Origin of the sequence: Pseudomonas sp. NPDC078700 (assembly GCF_044542375.1) — a bacterium.
Taxonomy (GTDB): domain Bacteria; phylum Pseudomonadota; class Gammaproteobacteria; order Pseudomonadales; family Pseudomonadaceae; genus Aquipseudomonas.
This window is the reverse complement of sequence record NZ_JBITUI010000001.1, coordinates 461,333-478,656: the sequence shown is the minus strand read 5'-3', so window position 1 is coordinate 478,656 and position 17,324 is coordinate 461,333. Positions and strand designations below refer to the sequence as shown.

15 protein-coding genes and 7 tRNA genes are annotated in these 17,324 nt (G+C 55.0%); 11 read left to right on the top strand and 11 right to left on the bottom strand.

Features of this window, described 5'->3' with window-relative positions; all coding sequences use genetic code 11:
• Window positions 1–58 precede the first annotated feature (58 nt).
• Window positions 59–562: a GNAT family N-acetyltransferase gene (locus tag ACIGCM_RS02245; RefSeq protein WP_397501093.1), complete on the bottom strand. Its 504-nt coding sequence runs from the start codon at window positions 560–562 to the stop codon at window positions 59–61.
• A gap of 121 nt (window positions 563–683) precedes the next feature.
• Between ACIGCM_RS02245 and ACIGCM_RS02240 the strand changes: the two genes are divergently transcribed.
• Window positions 684–1,043, top strand: a complete 360-nt coding sequence (locus ACIGCM_RS02240; RefSeq protein WP_397500399.1) for a hypothetical protein — start codon at window positions 684–686, stop codon at window positions 1,041–1,043.
• A gap of 71 nt (window positions 1,044–1,114) precedes the next feature.
• Here the strand turns inward: ACIGCM_RS02240 and ACIGCM_RS02235 are convergent, their stop codons facing one another.
• Window positions 1,115–2,674, bottom strand: a complete 1,560-nt coding sequence (locus ACIGCM_RS02235; RefSeq protein ID WP_397500398.1) for a beta (1-6) glucans synthase — start codon at window positions 2,672–2,674, stop codon at window positions 1,115–1,117.
• A gap of 218 nt (window positions 2,675–2,892) precedes the next feature.
• Here ACIGCM_RS02235 and ACIGCM_RS02230 point away from each other — a divergent pair, with 218 nt between their 5' ends.
• Window positions 2,893–3,204, top strand: coding sequence for a ComEA family DNA-binding protein (locus ACIGCM_RS02230; RefSeq protein WP_397500397.1), 312 nt, complete (start codon window positions 2,893–2,895; stop codon window positions 3,202–3,204).
• A gap of 110 nt (window positions 3,205–3,314) precedes the next feature.
• Here ACIGCM_RS02230 and ACIGCM_RS02225 read toward each other — a convergent pair.
• From ACIGCM_RS02225 to ACIGCM_RS02210, 4 genes are all read right to left on the bottom strand, one after another.
• Window positions 3,315–3,390: transfer RNA gene (locus ACIGCM_RS02225), tRNA-Lys, on the bottom strand.
• A gap of 6 nt (window positions 3,391–3,396) precedes the next feature.
• Window positions 3,397–3,473, bottom strand: a tRNA-Pro gene (locus ACIGCM_RS02220).
• 7 nt (window positions 3,474–3,480) lie between these two features.
• Window positions 3,481–3,556 (bottom strand) — tRNA-Asn (locus ACIGCM_RS02215).
• A gap of 65 nt (window positions 3,557–3,621) precedes the next feature.
• Window positions 3,622–4,818 (bottom strand): amino acid aminotransferase, encoded by a 1,197-nt coding sequence (locus ACIGCM_RS02210; RefSeq protein ID WP_397500396.1) that lies wholly within the window; start codon window positions 4,816–4,818, stop codon window positions 3,622–3,624.
• Window positions 4,819–5,002: 184 nt separating this feature from the next.
• Here ACIGCM_RS02210 and uvrB point away from each other — a divergent pair, with 184 nt between their 5' ends.
• Window positions 5,003–7,018: an excinuclease ABC subunit UvrB gene (gene uvrB / locus ACIGCM_RS02205; RefSeq protein ID WP_397500395.1), complete on the top strand. Its 2,016-nt coding sequence runs from the start codon at window positions 5,003–5,005 to the stop codon at window positions 7,016–7,018.
• Window positions 7,019–7,172: 154 nt separating this feature from the next.
• Here the strand turns inward: uvrB and ACIGCM_RS02200 are convergent, their stop codons facing one another.
• The 3 genes from ACIGCM_RS02200 to ACIGCM_RS02190 all read right to left on the bottom strand — a co-directional run bounded on the left by ACIGCM_RS02200 (window position 7,173) and on the right by ACIGCM_RS02190 (window position 10,766).
• The gene (locus tag ACIGCM_RS02200) at window positions 7,173–8,072 is read right to left on the bottom strand and encodes an EamA family transporter (protein WP_397500394.1); all 900 of its coding nucleotides are present in this window, start codon (window positions 8,070–8,072) and stop codon (window positions 7,173–7,175) included.
• Window positions 8,073–8,170: 98 nt separating this feature from the next.
• Window positions 8,171–9,727, bottom strand: a complete 1,557-nt coding sequence (locus tag ACIGCM_RS02195) for an MDR family MFS transporter (RefSeq protein ID WP_397501092.1) — start codon at window positions 9,725–9,727, stop codon at window positions 8,171–8,173.
• Window positions 9,717–10,766 (bottom strand): HlyD family secretion protein, encoded by a 1,050-nt coding sequence (locus ACIGCM_RS02190; RefSeq protein ID WP_397500393.1) that lies wholly within the window; start codon window positions 10,764–10,766, stop codon window positions 9,717–9,719. The genes ACIGCM_RS02195 and ACIGCM_RS02190 overlap by 11 nt, the downstream gene beginning before the upstream one ends.
• Before the next feature lie 107 nt (window positions 10,767–10,873).
• On the opposite strand from ACIGCM_RS02190, the gene ACIGCM_RS02185 reads away from it, so the two are divergent.
• The 7 genes from ACIGCM_RS02185 (at window position 10,874) to ACIGCM_RS02155 (ending at window position 14,689) form a co-directional block, all read left to right on the top strand.
• Window positions 10,874–11,794, top strand: coding sequence for a LysR family transcriptional regulator (locus ACIGCM_RS02185; RefSeq protein ID WP_397500392.1), 921 nt, complete (start codon window positions 10,874–10,876; stop codon window positions 11,792–11,794).
• Window positions 11,795–11,867: 73 nt separating this feature from the next.
• Complete coding sequence (gltX, locus tag ACIGCM_RS02180) at window positions 11,868–13,349, top strand: glutamate--tRNA ligase (RefSeq protein ID WP_397500391.1); 1,482 nt, start codon at window positions 11,868–11,870, stop codon at window positions 13,347–13,349.
• Between the two features lie 144 nt (window positions 13,350–13,493).
• Window positions 13,494–13,569, top strand: a tRNA-Ala gene (locus ACIGCM_RS02175).
• Between the two features lie 70 nt (window positions 13,570–13,639).
• Window positions 13,640–13,715, top strand: a tRNA-Glu gene (locus ACIGCM_RS02170).
• Between the two features lie 49 nt (window positions 13,716–13,764).
• Window positions 13,765–13,840 (top strand) — tRNA-Ala (locus ACIGCM_RS02165).
• Between the two features lie 75 nt (window positions 13,841–13,915).
• Window positions 13,916–13,991 (top strand) — tRNA-Glu (locus tag ACIGCM_RS02160).
• A 248-nt stretch (window positions 13,992–14,239) separates the two neighbouring features.
• On the top strand, window positions 14,240–14,689 hold the full coding sequence (locus tag ACIGCM_RS02155) for an acyl-CoA thioesterase (protein WP_397500390.1): 450 nt from the start codon (window positions 14,240–14,242) through the stop codon (window positions 14,687–14,689).
• 15 nt (window positions 14,690–14,704) lie between these two features.
• Here ACIGCM_RS02155 and ACIGCM_RS02150 read toward each other — a convergent pair whose 3' ends face one another.
• On the bottom strand, window positions 14,705–15,121 hold the full coding sequence (locus ACIGCM_RS02150; protein WP_397500389.1) for a hypothetical protein: 417 nt from the start codon (window positions 15,119–15,121) through the stop codon (window positions 14,705–14,707).
• 275 nt (window positions 15,122–15,396) lie between these two features.
• Here ACIGCM_RS02150 and ACIGCM_RS02145 point away from each other — a divergent pair, with 275 nt between their 5' ends.
• A complete protein-coding gene (locus tag ACIGCM_RS02145) occupies window positions 15,397–16,368 on the top strand; it encodes a tRNA dihydrouridine synthase (protein ID WP_397500388.1) in 972 nt (323 codons plus the stop codon).
• A gap of 191 nt (window positions 16,369–16,559) precedes the next feature.
• On the opposite strand, the gene ACIGCM_RS02140 is transcribed toward ACIGCM_RS02145, so the two are convergent.
• On the bottom strand, window positions 16,560–17,306 hold the full coding sequence (locus ACIGCM_RS02140) for an SDR family oxidoreductase (RefSeq protein WP_397500387.1): 747 nt from the start codon (window positions 17,304–17,306) through the stop codon (window positions 16,560–16,562).
• Window positions 17,307–17,324 lie beyond the last annotated feature (18 nt).

The window sequence follows — 17,324 nt, the reverse complement described above, 5'->3', positions numbered from 1 at the left end:
TTAAAGTCCCTTTAGAAGTAGACGTAATATTGAAGTATCGATTTATGACAATCGTAAGCTAAGCAAGTGCCAGTTCATCAGTATTTTTTGCCAGATTTTGCAGTGCATCGCCGGTCAGGCGGAACTGGGTCCAGTCTTCTAGTGAATGAGCACCGAGTTGTTTATAGAAACCAATCGCCGGCTCATTCCAATCAAGCACCGACCATTCTAGACGACCACAGCCTCGGGTGACGGCAAGTTTGGCCAGGGTGCCAAGCAATGCTTTGCCAAGTCCCGAGCCGCGTGTGTGGGTACGTACGTACAGATCCTCAAGATAAATGCCGGGTTTACCAAGAAATGTCGAGAAATTATGGAAAAATAATGCAAATCCATTGGCTTCGCCATCAAGTTCGCCGATAAGCACTTCGGCATAGGGGCGGGGACCAAACAGATGGTTGGCGAATTCTTCAGGGTCAGAGGTGATCTGATCACTGAGTTTTTCATATTCCGCCAGTTCGGCGACAAGACTCAAAATCAAAGGCATATCGGCGCGTGTGGCTGAGCGAACGTTAATGCGGTTCATAAAACTTCCTTTTTGGCTCATCCTGCCAAGCATGCCGGTATGAGCGGCGTTGATCAACAAGACTTGCATCCACACCCCGCTTGGATATTCTGGTCGCCGCTTATTTTATTTGGAGTGATACATGCCTCGCCCTCGGTCCCTGGCCATTCTGGTTGTGCTGGTTTTATTGAGTCTTGCTGCGTGTTACGGCTTGCGTTATGGCCTGATGGAAGGCGATGAGTGGGTGGGCACCTGCGCTGATACACCGGAACTCTTTGCCTGTGGTGTGCGTTCAACCCTGGGCTTATTTATTCACTTGGGGATCATCGCGTGGACGGCCATAGTCTTTGCTGGGCTTAGCTTTGTGCTGCCCGGGCGTTTGGGTTGGTGGATGGCGGTGCCGGGGCTGCTGCTGGGGTTGGCAGGGCTGGTGCTGTACAGCGCCAGTATTTCAGTTTTCGCTGTGGTGATTGCTGTGCTGCGTGTGGTGCGCAAGCCCTAGCGAAGCTTGCCCACCACAGCCAATACCAGCGCCTGCAAATGGCGGGTAACAAGCGTTACCCGCCCACGGATTTACAGAGTGGTTTGAGGTCGTTGCAGGCTGCGCCACAAAGCCGCTGCGAGCAGGGCGCTGACCAGCGCCCAACCGATTGCCTGAATATTGCCCAGGGTTTCTTCAAACAGTTGTAGGGGGATTCCTGCGGCTATTATGACCAGTAGCGCCAGTGTTTCGCGGCGAAAGCCTGCAACCGGACGCCACAGGTAAACCAGCGCTGGTAATAGCAGTGCAGCGCTCGGGAAACTGCGATAGCGTGCATCGGTGACCATTGCCAGCATCATCACTGCACCGGCAAAGCCAGCCGCAATTAACCACCAATGACGACGCTTATCCAGTCCGTTAAACAGCGCCCGACGCCAACCCGCGCTGTTTGTCAGGGCCAAGCTGATATGCATCAGCACAATCATATTGAGTGCCAGCAGCGCGCCTGCCCATAGCCATTCACCGACGTAGCGGCTGGTGATCAGGCTCAGTTCAGCCCAAAGCCCCATGCAGCCAACGCCAACGGCGATCAGTAACGGCTGGATAAGGCTGTTGCCCAGGGTTTGTGGTCGCCAGGCGAGCAGCAACATTGCCCCATACAGCAAGGCGCTCAAACCCAGCCAGGACGGCCAGTTTGGCAGGTTTGAGACGCTACCCGCGAGTATCGACTTGTCATTGCGGTCAGCATCAAATAAGCCCCAATAGCCGCCGACGGCACCTTCGCTGGTGCGTTTCCATGGTTGGTCAAAGGCTTCAATCAAGTTGTAGCGCCAGCCGTTTTCTTCCGCCATGGTCACAAAGCCGCGGATGAATTTGGCTTGGTTTACCCGGCTTGGCAGGGCGGTTTCACGTTGACGCCCTTCGCTGGGCCAACCCGTCTCGCCAATGAGAATATCTTTGGGGGCGAATTTCTTGGCAAATATGTTGTGTACCTTGGCGACCTGCGCCAGCGCAGTATCGATGCCTGCCGGGTTATCTTCCCAATAAGGCAGCAGGTGGATGGTCAAAAAATCCACTGCTGGTGCGATTTCAGGATGCTTTAGCCAGAATTCCCAGACATCGGCATAGGTGACCGGTTGCTGTATGCCGGCCTTCACCTGCTCGATCAGTTTGATTAGCTGTTTAGACGTGACCTCCTTGCGCAGCAAGGTTTCGTTGCCGACGATCACCGCCTTGATCACGTCAGGGTGAGCATTGGCCGCTTTGATCGCGCCCTTGATTTCGATCTGAGTTTCCACTGGGCTGCGGCTGACCCAAGCGCCAATCATCAGGGTCAGGCCATGCTTTTTGGCGAGGTCCGGCAGGGCTTCAAGGCCTGTGACCGAGTAGGTTCGCAGGCAGTTAAAGCGCTTGGCGAGTAGTCCGAGGTCGATGTCCATACGCTCATTGCTGATGCGCAAGGGTTTCACGAACGGTGACTGGTCTTTGCCAAAAGGGGTGTAGGAAGCGCACTGCATCTTGTGTGATGGGCTGGCAACATCGGCCAGGTGCACAGGTTTACCAAGTCCATACCAAAGCCCGGTTAAAAGGATTAATCCTAATACAGTGCTGAGCAGGTAGGCGGCGAGGGAAGGTCGTTGGATGGCAGGCATAGTCAGGCGCACAGAGGAAGACGCTGGCAATGGTAACGGATACGCGCGCACTTCGGCACAAGCAAATGCAACAACTCAAGTATGCAGCAGCGCAGTGGTCGACTGAGGATTGATCGTTGGTTCGGTTTGCTTCGCAGATGGGTGACGCTAGGGTCGGCGCATTGCACCCTCGTGCAGTTCGGGCGGTGAGCCCGATCACCTGAACAGGACGTTCAATCATGCGTACTTATATCTATTCAGCGCTGTTGGCCTTGGCGTGTGCTGTTACCCCTTTTACGCTCAGCGCAGCAGAGCCAGTAGCCAAGGCGCAGCCTGCTGCTGAGCAGGCTCAAGCCAGCATAAATTTGAATACCGCCGACGCGGCAACGTTACAGCAAGCGCTCAAGGGGGTTGGCGAAGCGAAGGCCAAGGCTATTGTTGCCTATCGTCAAAAAGCTGGGGCATTTGCCTCGGTTGACGAGTTGCTGGAAGTCAAAGGCATTGGGGCGGCTATTCTTGAGCAGAATCGCGACAGGCTCAGTGTTAAGTAGCGCAGTATTGCAAGCATAAAAAAAGCGCCTTATCGGCGCTTTTTTCAATTGAAACACAGCGAATGGCTGTGCTTCTAAGATTCAACTCTTCTCAACAGCAAGAGCGAAAATGGTGGGTCGTGTGGGATTCGAACCTACGACCAATTGGTTAAAAGCCAACTGCTCTACCAACTGAGCTAACGACCCAAATAGTGGTCGGGGTAGGGGGATTCGAACTCCCGACATCCTGCTCCCAAAGCAGGCGCGCTACCGGACTGCGCTATACCCCGACAAAGTTGGCTCCACGACCTGGACTCGAACCAGGGACCCAATGATTAACAGTCATTTGCTCTACCAACTGAGCTATCGCGGAACAACGACGCGTATCCTACTGATTATTAAGGGGAAGTCAAGCCTCTGAATCCCCCTTTTTTAATTTTAAAGCACTTTGGCGATCGCTTCGGTCACGGCAGGCAGGTTGCGAGTGTTCAGCGCAGCCACGCAAATACGCCCTGTGCCGACTGCGTAGATGCCAAACTCCGATTTCAAACGTTCAACCTGCTCAGTGGTCAAACCTGAATAGGAGAACATTCCGCGCTGTTGGGCGACGAAGCTGAAGTCGCGTTTAGCGCCAAGGGCCGCCAATTGCTCAACCATGCTCATGCGCATGTGACGAATGCGATCGCGCATTTCGCCCAGCTCTTGTTCCCACATTGCGCGCAGCTCAGGCGTGTTAAGCACGGTGGCAACAACACTGGCGCCGTGTGTCGGTGGGTTGGAGTAGTTGGTGCGGATGACCCGTTTAACCTGCGAAAGTACGCGGCTGGTCTCGTCGCTTGAGCCGGTGACGATAGACAGCGCACCTACACGCTCGCCGTACAGCGAGAAAGATTTCGAGAACGAGCTTGAAACGAAGAAGGTCAGCCCCGATTGTGCAAATAAGCGCACGGCTGCAGCGTCTTCTTCGATGCCGTCACCAAAGCCCTGATAGGCGATGTCCAAGAATGGCACATGCTCGCGCTCACGGAGAATCTCCAGAATCGCTTGCCAGTCTTCAATGTTCAGATCGACGCCAGTTGGGTTGTGGCAGCAGGCGTGAAGCACCACAACCGAGCGCAGCGGCAGATTCTTCAAGTCTTCGAGCATGCCGCCACGGTTTACCCCGTTGCTGAATGCGTCGTAGTAGCGGTAGTTGCGAACCGGAAAGCCGGCCGCTTCAAATAGCGCGCGGTGGTTTTCCCAGCTTGGGTCGCTGATGGCAACGCAGGCGTCAGGGAGCAAACGCTTAATGAAATCCGCGCCGACCTTGAGCGCGCCGGTGCCGCCCAGAGCTTGGGTGGTAATAACGCGGCCTTCGCTAACCAGGCGGGAGTTGCTGCCGAACAACAGGGTCTGAACTGCGTGATCGTAGGCTGCAATGCCTTCAATTGGCAGGTAGCCACGGGGTGCGTGGGCTTCAATGCGTGCTTTTTCCGCCTCAGCCACTGCGCGTAGAAGAGGAATGCGGCCTTCTTCGTTGGTGTATACGCCAACGCCAAGGTTAACCTTATGGGCACGGGTATCTGCGTTGAATGCTTCGTTGAGGCCCAGGATGGGATCGCGCGGAGCCATTTCGACGGCGGTGAACAGACTCATGAGTGTGGCAGCTCTGTTTTGAGGGAGTGAGTGTCAGGCATCCCGTAATGTTCAGCATTAGGGAATGCGTCAGTGGCCCGTTAGTATAGCGGGCTGGATCACGTGCTGCGACAGCGTATGCACGCTTTTCTCAAGGTTTGACGTACTCTGTGTGGTCGCGTCACATCGTTTGTTGAGGTTAGTTATGTCTGATTTTGAACTGGTTACCCGTTTTCAGCCTGCAGGCGATCAGCCTGAGGCAATCCGGCAGATGGTGGAGGGTCTTGAAGCAGGGCTTTCGCATCAAACATTGCTGGGGGTGACGGGGTCGGGCAAGACCTTCAGCATCGCCAATGTGATCGCCCAAATCAACCGGCCGACACTGGTGCTGGCACCAAACAAAACACTGGCCGCTCAGCTCTACGGCGAGTTCAAGACATTCTTCCCCAATAATGCGGTCGAGTATTTTGTTTCCTACTACGACTACTATCAGCCCGAAGCCTATGTGCCATCGTCTGATACCTTTATTGAAAAAGACGCCTCAATAAACGATCACATCGAACAGATGCGTCTTTCTGCGACCAAGGCTCTGCTTGAGCGGCCTGATGCAATTATTGTCACCACTGTTTCGTGCATTTATGGCTTAGGCAGTCCTGAGTTGTATTTGAAGATGGTGCTGCACGTCGATCGTGGTGACAAGATGGATCAGCGCGCCTTGCTGCGGCGCTTGGCTGATCTGCAATACACCCGCAATGACATGGACTTTGCTCGTTCGACCTTCCGGGTTCGCGGTGACGTGATCGACATCTTCCCGGCTGAATCCGATTTGGAAGCCATCCGTATCGAGTTGTTTGATGATGAGGTTGAAAGTATCTCAGCCTTTGATCCGCTCACGGGCGAGGTGATCCGCAAGCTGCCACGCTTTACCTTCTATCCGAAAAGCCACTATGTGACGCCTCGTGAGACCCTGCTGGAAGCCGTCGAGAAGATCAAAGTTGAATTGGCCGAGCGCCTCGAATACCTGCGTGGTGCCGGTAAATTGGTTGAGGCACAGCGTTTAGAGCAGCGCACCCGCTTTGATCTGGAGATGATTATCGAGTTGGGTTATTGCAACGGCATCGAAAACTACTCGCGCTACCTCTCCGGGCGTGATTCTGGCGATGCGCCGCCGACCTTGTACGACTATTTACCAGATCAAGCCTTGCTGGTTATCGACGAGTCCCACGTCAGCGTGCCGCAGGTGGGGGCTATGTATAAGGGCGACCGCTCACGTAAAGAAACCTTGGTCGAGTACGGGTTCCGCTTGCCGTCGGCGCTGGACAACCGGCCTATGCGTTTTGAAGAGTGGGAAAACGCCAGTCCGCAGACCATCTTTGTTTCGGCGACGCCGGGGCCTTATGAGGCTGAGCACGCTGGACGGGTGATCGAGCAGGTGGTGCGTCCAACCGGTTTGGTTGACCCGCAAATTGAAGTGCGACCTGCCTTAACTCAGGTGGATGATCTGCTGTCCGAAATCCACAAGCGGGTGGCGATTGAGGAGCGCGTCCTTGTGACCACGCTGACCAAGCGCATGGCGGAGGATTTAACTGACTATCTGGCGGATCACGGTGTGCGGGTGCGCTATTTGCACTCGGATATCGACACGGTTGAGCGGGTTGAGATTATTCGCGATTTGCGCATCGGTGCGTTTGACGTCTTGGTCGGCATCAACTTGCTGCGTGAAGGCTTGGACATGCCCGAGGTTTCGCTGGTGGCGATTCTCGATGCCGATAAAGAGGGCTTCCTGCGCTCTGAACGCTCATTGATCCAAACCATTGGCCGTGCCGCCCGTAACCTTAATGGTCGGGCGATTCTCTATGCCGACCGCATGACCGGTTCCATGGAGCGCGCCATTGGCGAAACCGAGCGCCGCCGTGAAAAGCAGATTGCGTTCAACGAAGCCAACGGCATCGTGCCCAAAGGCGTGTTCAAGGATGTTCAGGATATTCTTGAAGGTGCAGTGGTGCCGGGCTCGCGCAGCAACAAGCGCAAAGGCATGGCCAAAGCGGCTGAAGAGCAGGCGCGGTATGAAAATGAGCTGCGCTCGCCGAGCGAAATCACCAAGCGTATTCGCCAACTTGAAGAAAAAATGTACCAGTTGGCGCGGGATCTGGAGTTTGAAGCAGCGGCTCAAATGCGCGACGAGGTACAGAAGCTGCGTGAGCGTCTGCTTAAGGTCTGACCCGGTTATTGGGCCGCCTTTGGCGGCCGACGCTCTTTCGGCCACCATTAGGTTCTCGAATATTTGAGGTGTTTTGCGAGTCGTGGTGGCCAAGCTTCGCGTTGACGCACCCTGCGGCGGCCACCCTTAACGGTCATAAATACCTGCGGATCTCTCAACGTCTGCCGAAGATAATCAGCATGACCCCGCCAAGGGTGATCCCGCAGGCCAGCATCGCCAGCGTGCTCAAGTGTTCGTCGAGCAGTAGATAGCCGAGCAGCAAGGCCACAACCGGGTTAATGAAGGCGAATGTCGACACAAGGCTTGGTCGAACCTCGCGCAACAGCCAGAAGTAGGCGGGGTATACGCCGAGGCTAACGGGCAATACCAAGTAGGCCATCCACAGCCATGATTGGCTGCTCATTGAGCTGAGGTGGAGGTTTTGCCAGTCGCCATGCAGCACGCCGAAAATCGCCAGGAGCAGGGCACCCATCAGCATTTGCAGGCTCAGGCCAAACCAGCTGGAGCCAAATGCAGGGCGTTGCCTTAACAGCCAGGCCCCGGTGGCCCAGATCAGCGTGGCGGTTACCACTGTCGCACCGGCAAACCATTGTGCCGAAGTGGCGCTGCTGTCCAAGCCGTTGCTCATCAATAAGACAATGCCTGTACAGGCAATCGCCAAACCGCACAGCACCCACAATGGCGGGCGTTCACCGAGCAGCCATTCCAAGGCCACACTCCACAATGGCAATGTTGTGTACAGCATGGCAACCATGCCGGTCGGCAAATATTGGTTGGCGTAGATCAATGCGCCTTGGCCAATGGCGATCAGCGATAAACCGCCGATAAACACGCCTCCAATATCACTGCGGTTAAAGCGTAATTGTCCGCTGGCCAGTACCCAAAGCAATGCCAGAACCCCTGCCAGGGTAAAGCGCAGGCTGCCAAGGACGAACGGCGGTAGCTCTTGAAGCAGGAAGTGATTGGCGAGGTAGGTTGTGCCCCAGCCGATGTAGATAACGCTGAATGCGCCAATCAGCATCAAGGTACGGGTGCGGGAATCGATTGTGGACATGTTCAGCCTGGAAAATGCACGCCGATGTTCAGCGTGCAACCTTGATTGAGGGAGGATGGGCGATTTAAACGGTGCCGAACAGCATGTTCAGCGCGTTCTTAATGAGCACCTGCTGCGCCAGCATTGGTATTGGCAGGCAGCTTTTTGGTCAATAGAACCGCCGTCATGCTGATGCACAAGGCAATGCCAATCCAGTGGAATGCGTCATTGTAAGCCATGATCATGGCCTGCTCGTGGGTGATTTGACTGATTTTTGCCAAAGCGGCCTGTTCGCTGCCGAGTTGCTGGGTGAGCAAGGTCATGCGCTCGGCAACCTGTGGGTTGCTCGGCACCAGAGATTCGCGCAAATAGTCGAAATACACTTTGGCGCGGCTGTCGAGCAGGGTGGCCAGCAAGGCAATGCCAATAGCACCGCCGAGGTTACGCAAGATATTGAACAGGCTGGACGCTGAGCCCGCATCTTGCGGCATGATGTAAGAGGTGGCGATCAGTGACACAGTAACCATCACCATTGGCTGGCCCAGCGCTCGAATAATCTGAATGTGGTTGAACTGTTCCCCGGCGAAATCCGGGTTAAGTACCCCGGATAAAATACTTGCCGCACCAAACAGGCCAAAGCCCAAGGCGCACAGCCATTTGGGTGAGATGACCTTCATCATCAGCGGAACCAGTGGAATCAGGAAGAGCTGGGGCACCCCCATCCACATAATCACTTCGCCGATTTGCAGGGAGTTGTAACCCTGAATTTGCGCCAGATAAAGCGGCAACACGTAGATCGAGCCGTAAAGGCCCATGCCCAGGCCGACACTGGAAATACTGGACAGGCCAAAGTTGCGTTCGCCAAGAATCCGTAGGTTAATCAATGGGTTACTGCGCGAAAATTGCAAAATAACAAACAAAATCAAGCTGATACTGGCAATGCTGCCGAGTCCGGCAATCAGGTTAGATTCCAGCCAGTCTTTGCGATGGCCTTCCTCAAGAAATACCTGCAGGCAGCCAAGGCCAACGCCTAGGGTGACAATCCCGGCGTAGTCGGTACTTTTCAGTAATTCCCAGTGCGGCGCTTTCTTTTCCAGGCCATAGAGCAAGCCTGCGATCATCAATAGCCCAGGCGGGATATTGATATAGAAAATATATTCCCAGCCAAAATTCTCAGTCAGCCATCCGCCCAGCGTGGGGCCGATCGAGGGGGCAAAGGTGGCGGTCATGGCAAACAGTGCCATGCCTTTTGCTCGGTGGTGTTCCGGCAGCTTGATCAGGGTCAGGGTGAACGCCAGGGGAATCAGAGCGCCGCCGGTGAAGCCCTGCATGGCGCGGAACACAATCATGCTGTCGAGGCTCCAGGCCATCGAGCAGAGCAGTGAAGAAATCAAGAAGCCGATCGATACCCAAACCGCTAAGCGCCGGGCAGACAATAGCTGCACCAGCCAGGCGGTGAGTGGAATCATGATGATTTCAGCGACAAGGTAAGAGGTGGATATCCACGAGCCTTCCTCAAGTGTCGCTGAAAGTGCGCCCTGAATATCCTTGAGTGATGAGTTGGTGATTTGAATGTCGAGCACCGCCATAAAGGCACCCAGCATTACACTCATTACTGCAATCCAGTCCCGCCGACTTGGTTCGCCATCGGGCCGGACAAGTTGATCACCCGCCATGGCTTTGGTCATCACTGATGTCGACCACGACTTCAACCGACATGCCCGGACGAATCAGGCCGTGTAGCGGGTTGTCTTTGGCAAACATCAATTTGACCGGAATGCGCTGCACCACCTTGGTGAAGTTACCCGTGGCATTATCCGGGGGCAGCAAGCTGAACTGTGCTCCGGAAGCCGCAAACAGGCTGTCGACCTGACCTTTAATCGGCGTGTCAGGGAAGCTGTCGAAGGTCAGTTCGGCGCTTTGGCCTGCGCGCATGTGGCCAATTTGGGTTTCTTTGAAGTTGGCCTGAACCCAGATGTCCTGATCGGGTACCAACGACATCAAATAGGCCCCGGTTTGTACGTATTGACCATTGCGTGCCGCGCGCTGGCCGACAAAACCGCTGATAGGGGCGCGGATTTCAGTGCGGCTGATGTTGAGCTTGGCTTGTTCGATGTCGGCGCGAGCGCTGGCTATTTGTGCATTAAGGCTTTTGGTTTCAGCTTGAAGGGTATCGATTTGTTGTTTTTGTGCCTGTAAATCCGCCTCGGCTTTTGCAACCTGTGAGCGGGCAACACTGCTGTCGGCATCAAGGGTGGTGACGCGCTCTTCCGAGATATAGCCCGACTTTCGCAGGGTTTTGGCTCGCTCCATATCGATTTTTGCGCGGCTCAGCGTCGCTTCGCTGGCGGCAACATCGGCCTTGCTGGCCGCGATCATGCTGTCTTGCTGACTCAGTGTGCTTTGCGTCTGGGCGAGCTGTGCTTCGCGAGTTGCCAAGGTTGCCTCGGCGCGCTGCAGGGCCAGTTTGAAGTCGCTATTTTCCAGCTCGACCAGCAACTCGCCTTGGTCTACATGCTGATTGTCCTGCACCAGGACCTTTTCCACGCGGGCGCTGAGCTGGCTGGAAACGCGAGTGATCTCGCCTTGGACATAAGCGTTGTCAGTTTCCTCGTGGAAGCGACCGATCAGCCACCAGTGGGCAAAAAATGCAGCAGCAATGACCGCAAGAATGGCTAAAAAGACAAACAAACGGCGTTTTAATTGGGCGGGCATGGCAGCTGACTCAAAGCGTCGACAATAATGCCTGCGAATCTAACAGTGTTCCTTATCGGTCTCTAGCCGTTAGACTTCATAAACTTTGTTGCTTATAAGGAACAATCATGGGGCTAGATGACGCGCTGATCTTTACCCGGGTGGTCGAGCACCACAGCTTTACCCAGGCCGCCAACAGCCTGGGCATGCAGAAATCGACCGTGAGCAGGCGCATTGCCTTGCTTGAAGAGCGCTTGGGCGTGCGATTGCTTAACCGCACCACCCGCAAATTGCGCCTGACGGAAGTCGGTGCGGCTTATTACGAGCGTTGCCGGCAGATCATGCTCGACTTTGCAGAGGCTGAGCAGGCAGTTATGCAGTTGCAGCAGGAGCCCTCGGGTTTATTGCGCATTACCTCTTCGGTTGAGTTTGGTCAGCAATTTCTCGGGCGCGTACTTGGGGAGTTTATGCGCCAGTACCCAGGCATCAGTGCCGAGGTTGAGCTGACTTCACGCCATGTTGATCCGGTCGAGGAGGGGGTCGATATTGTCATTCTGGTCGGCCAGCCGCAGGATTCAACATTGGTGGCGCGTAAATTGTTTGATGCGCGTTGCCGGCTCTGTGCAAGTCCGGACTACCTGGCCCTGCATGGGGTGCCGGGCAGTCGTGAGGAATTGACCAGGCACCGGGCAATTATCGTTCACGGTGAAGGCTCACGGTATTGGCCACTGTTGGATGTCAATATTGCCTGTGAGCGGGTGCTGTCGTGCAACAACATTACCTTTGCCCGCGAAGCTGCATTGGCGGGCGCTGGGATTGCGGCCTTGCCGAATATGATTTGTGAGCTGGCAATCCGCGAAGGCCGACTGGTTGAGTTGCTTCCCGAAGCGGCTTTGCCGATTGTAGAGGTTTACGCGATCTATCCGTCACGACGCTTTCAGGCCATGAAAGTGAAGACCTTTCTCGACTTTTTAATGCGCAGTCTGGCTGAGCAGCAGACACGCGAACTGGAGCCAGCCATGGCTGGCCTGCTAATATTGGCAACCTGATCATCGCTTGAAGAACCTGCGCCCTGATGCAGCAGGTTCCATTGCGTCTCGCACCGCTTGCATGAGAGCAACCATGAAAACTGTTCGTACCCGTATCGCGCCGTCGCCTACCGGCGATCCGCACGTAGGCACCGCTTATATCGCTTTGTTCAACATGTGTTTTGCTCGCCAGCATGGCGGTGAATTCATTCTGCGTATTGAAGACACCGACCAACTGCGCTCTACACGTGAATCCGAACAGCAGATTTTCGACGCGCTGCGCTGGTTGGGTATTGAGTGGAGCGAAGGCCCAGACGTTGGCGGCCCACATGGCCCGTACCGGCAGAGTGAACGGGGAGACATCTATAAGAAGTACACCCAGGAACTGGTCGATAAAGACCATGCATTCCATTGCTTCTGCACCTCTGAGCGGCTGGACACGTTGCGCGCTGAGCAAATGGAAGCCAAGCAAACGCCGCGTTACGACGGCCTGTGCATGAATTTGCCCGCCGATGAAGTCAAGCAGCGGCTGGCGGCCGGCGAGCCTAATGTTGTGCGCATGAAAGTGCCAACTGAAGGCGTTTGTGTGGTGCCGGATATGCTTCGCGGCGATGTTGAGATCCCGTGGGATCGCATGGACATGCAGGTGTTGATGAAGACCGATGGTCTGCCAACCTACTTCTTGGCCAACGTGGTCGATGATCACTTGATGGGCATTACTCACGTGCTGCGTGGCGAAGAGTGGCTGCCGTCAGCGCCAAAACTGATTTTGCTCTATGAGTATTTTGGCTGGGAGCAGCCCGAGCTGTGTTACATGCCGCTGTTACGTAACCCGGACAAGAGCAAGCTGTCGAAGCGTAAGAATCCGACGTCCATCACCTTTTATGAGCGCATGGGCTACTTGCCGCAAGCCATGCTCAACTATTTGGGCCGCATGGGTTGGTCAATGCCTGATGAGCGCGAAAAATTCACCCTCGATGAGATGGTTGAACACTTCGACATCAAGCGTGTGTCCTTGGGTGGGCCGATTTTTGATCTGGAGAAACTGTCCTGGCTCAATGGTCAGTGGATGCGTGAGCTGAGCGTCGAAGACTTTATTGCGGGTGCGCAGCAGTGGGCGTTCAATAGTGACTACATCAAGCAGATCGCGCCTCATGTGCAAGGCCGGGTTGAAACGTTCAGCCAAATCGCGCCGCTGGCGGGGTTTTTCTTCGCCGGTGGGGTTAATCCGGATGCAGCCTTGTTTGAGCACAAAAAACTCTCGCCTGATCAAGTGCGCCAGGTCATGCAGTTGATTTTGTGGAAGCTTGAAGCCTTGCGTCAGTGGCAAAAGGACAATATCACCGGTTGTATCCAGGCTGTTGTTGAGCATATGGAGCTTAAGCTGCGTGATGCGATGCCGTTGATGTTTGCTGCGATTGCCGGTCAAGCCAGCTCGGTTTCGGTACTCGATGCCATGGAAATCATAGGCCCTGATCTCACCCGTTTCCGCCTGCGTCAGGCGATCGAGTTGCTGGGCGGAGTGTCGAAAAAAGAAAACAAAGAGTGGGAAAAGCTGTTTAACTCAATCAAGTAATTACTTCGTCACCTTCAGGCATTTTGTTAAATGCTGATGGGGAAGGGTAAGTGGTTGTTATGTCAGCATAAAGAATGCCTGTATGGGTAGAATGTTGTTGACAGGGGGCAGGGCCGCACTTAATATGCGCCCCGTCCTTGAGATGGGGCTATAGCTCAGCTGGGAGAGCGCTTGCATGGCATGCAAGAGGTCGACGGTTCGATCCCGTCTAGCTCCACCAATCTCTTTAAAGCCGAAAGGCTTGCCACGGCTGGTTCATTGAACGAGTCGAGTTGTTAGAAGGGTTTTGCGTCCCCTTCGTCTAGTGGCCTAGGACACCGCCCTTTCACGGCGGTAACAGGGGTTCGAGTCCCCTAGGGGACGCCACTATTTAAAAAGCAGTACTTTGTACTGTGAGCCGAGAGGCGATAAATCCGGGGGTATAGCTCAGCTGGGAGAGCGCTTGCATGGCATGCAAGAGGTCAACGGTTCGATCCCGTTTATCTCCACCAATTTTGCAGTAGCACGTTTGTGTTTTAAATCTGCCACGGGCCAGCTCTTTGCTGGCCTTGTTTTTCGAAGGATTCGTCCCCTTCGTCTAGTGGCCTAGGACACCGCCCTTTCACGGCGGTAACAGGGGTTCGAGTCCCCTAGGGGACGCCATTTTACCCGCTTGTCGGGTTTTAAAAGGGCCATTCTGCAAAGAATGGCCCTTTTGTTTGCCTGCGATTTGATGCCTGACGTATGTGGTTCATGGCAGGGTGGGCAACACCTTTGTGTCCACCATTTGCGCCGCGAATGGTGGGCCAATTGCACTGATTTGGCGGGCGAGCTTTGGGTTGTCCCACCCTGCGGTTGTTTCAACTGCTAGGCTCTGGCAGTGTGCAAGCTTTACGCGGGGAGCTATCTAGATGAACTGGGAAATGGCCAATCCATTTGTAATCGACATTATTGTGGGTGCAGATGACATCGACGGACTTGGGCATGCTAATAACGCGGTCTATGTCAGCTGGTTGGAGCGTTGCGCCTGGCGTCACTCGCAGTTTCTGGGACTGGATTTGGTTGAGTACCGCCGCTTGGATCGGGCGATGGCGGTGACGCGTCATGAGATTGACTACCTGGCCAGCGCTTATGAAGACCAAGAGTTGCAGATGGCAACCTGGATTGTTGAGTCTGATCAGCGTTTGAAGATGGACCGGCGTTTTCAGTTGATCCGACCGGAAGATGGCGTGACCTTGTTGCGTGCCAAGACCACCTTCGTTTGCATCGAGCTTTCAACCGGCAAACCCAAGCGCATGCCGGCAGAATTTATTAATGGCTACGGTCAGGCGCTGCAACCAGTGTTCCCGATGGAGCTATAGCGCCGCGAACGCGCGCTACTGAATGTTTGGCTCCTGCCCCGGCGCTGCGCTGGGAGAAAGGAAGATAGTGTCCTGGCTAACCCTGACTTGAAAGTAGCGGGTCGCTCCGGGTTTAACCAGCATTGACTGTCGACTGTGCAGGTTGATGGAGCCGCAATAGCCTGCGGGTGAAAGTGCGAGTTCAACATTGAAGTTGCCTGCTGGAATATTCAACTCAACCGATTCGCCGAGGGGCAATGCCAGCGGCGCTTGGCCTGGGATCAGTAGCTCAACATCACAAGCGGTCGGCGCATCGCGATCTCGGCTGATGATGACTGTTGCTGCATATTCGGGGACTTTTTCAAAATGAATTTGAGTCCGTTCTACCTGTTGCGAAGCCTGGCACATGAAGCTGCTCAGTATGCCGGCGCATAGCAAAAGTTGGCGTCCCATCTTGATCCTTGATTTTCGTGTCATCTGACTGGTTTGCTTGCAGTGTAACCAAAAGGCCGAATAAACAGACTGTGCGAAAACTACTGCGCTCGACAATGCAGCCTAATAATTAGGCGAAAATGCTCATTTAGCTCCCTTGTACTTGAGCGCGACCCCGGTATTTTGCCTTTGTTCGCGACCTTCTCACGCAGGCTTAAAACGCGTTTGATCGGCACTATTTCAACTTAGACGTCTAGCTGCGTACACTGCGCAACGTTTTTTCCGAGAGTAAGGCTATGCAAATCGCTTTGGCGCCCATGGAGGGTTTGGTCGATCACATTCTTCGTGATGTGCTGACCCGTATTGGGGGCATTGATTGGTGCGTGACGGAGTTTATTCGCGTCACTGAGCGTGTGCTGCCTGCTTCTGCCTATCGCAAGTTGGCCCCAGAGTTATTTACGGCTGCCCAGACCCTTGCGGGTACGCAGTTGCGCGTGCAGTTGCTCGGCTCTGATCCTCAGTGTTTGGCCGATAATGCTGCATTCGCTTGCACCTTAGGCGCGCCAGTCATCGATTTGAATTTTGGCTGTCCGGCGAAAACCGTGAATAAATCGCGCGGTGGTGCTGTGCTGTTGAAAGAGCCTGAGTTATTGCACCAGATCCTTTGTGAAGTACGTCGTACTGTTCCGGCTGCTATCCCGGTAACTGCGAAGATGCGCCTGGGTTTTGATGATAAAGGCGGTGCCATTGAATGCGCGCAAGCATTGGCCGAAGGCGGTGCGCAGCAGATCGTGGTCCATGCGCGGACCAAGGTCGAAGGCTACAAGCCGCCTGCGCATTGGGAGTGGGTGGCGCTGATCAAGGACGCGGTGGACGTTCCGGTATTTGCCAATGGTGATGTCTGGTGCGTCGAAGACTGGCAGCGCTGTCGTGAAGTCAGTGGTGTTGATGATGTGATGATTGGTCGAGGATTGGTCAGTCGCCCCGACCTGGCGCGACAGATCGCCATGGTCAAGGCGGGTGAGCCTGTGGTTGCCATGACGTGGCTGGAGCTTCAACCGATGCTGCGTGAATTCTGGCTGCAGGCGCGTAAAAAGCTTTCGCCACGTTTCGCGCCCGGTCGCCTCAAGCAGTGGCTGGCACTGCTGACGCGTAATTACCCTGAGGCAACAGTGCTATTCAATCAGATTCGCCGCGAGAGTGATTGCCTGCGCATTGATGCCATGCTCGGCGTTACATTACCCATTAATGCGGAACTGGTCGGCTAGGCATCATCGATTAGAGGACTGTTGCCTAACGCTGGCGTACATACACAGCCGTCTTGGGTGGTCGATGCTCTTTTCGGCCATCATGGGGTGCCCCAGGTCTTCGAGAATCTGCGCAGCCAAGCTTCGCGTTGACACGGCCGCCATTGGCGGTGGTATTGATGATCAAACTGCGCATGCCGCGCCCTAGATGATCATCGCCCGCCGCTGATATCAAGCAGCGCGCCGCTGGCATAGGAGGCTTTGTCACTGGCCAGCCAGATAATCGCCTGCGCCACTTCTTCGGCGTCACCGCCCCGGCCCATGGGTACACTGGGGCTGACTCTGGCAACGCGGTCGGGTTCGCCGCCACTGGCATGAATCTCGGTATCAATCACGCCGGGGCGTACCGCATTGACACGGATACCCTGGCTGGCGACTTCTTTGGCTAGGCCCACAGTCATGCTGTCGATCGCACCTTTGGCCGCGGCATAATCGATGTACTCACCGGGGGCGCCAAGTTTGGCGGCAATTGAGGATAGGTTGATGATAACCCCGCCTTGGCCGCCGTTATCTTTCGACATTCGTTTCACGGCCTCGCGGGCGCAGGCAAAGCTGCCAAACACATTGGTGGCAAACACCCGTTGCAAGCGAGCGCTGTCCATTTGCTCCAAGCGCATCTGCGGTTCAAGCATGCCGGCGTTATTGACCAATACATCGAGTCGGCCAAAGTAGCGGTCTATTGCTAAGAACAGCTGTTCAACCTCGCTATCAACGGCAATATTGGCTTGCAATGCAATGGCCTCACCGCCGGCTATTTTAATCTCGGCAACCAGTGCTTCGGCCGAAGCGCTTTGCTGGTGATAGTTAATGCACACCGCGTAGCCTTCGGCGATAGCGAGGCGTGCGGTGGCTGCGCCGATGCCACGGCTGCCGCCGGTGATAAGCATGACTTTGCGCATAAAATCTCCTGTGTTTGT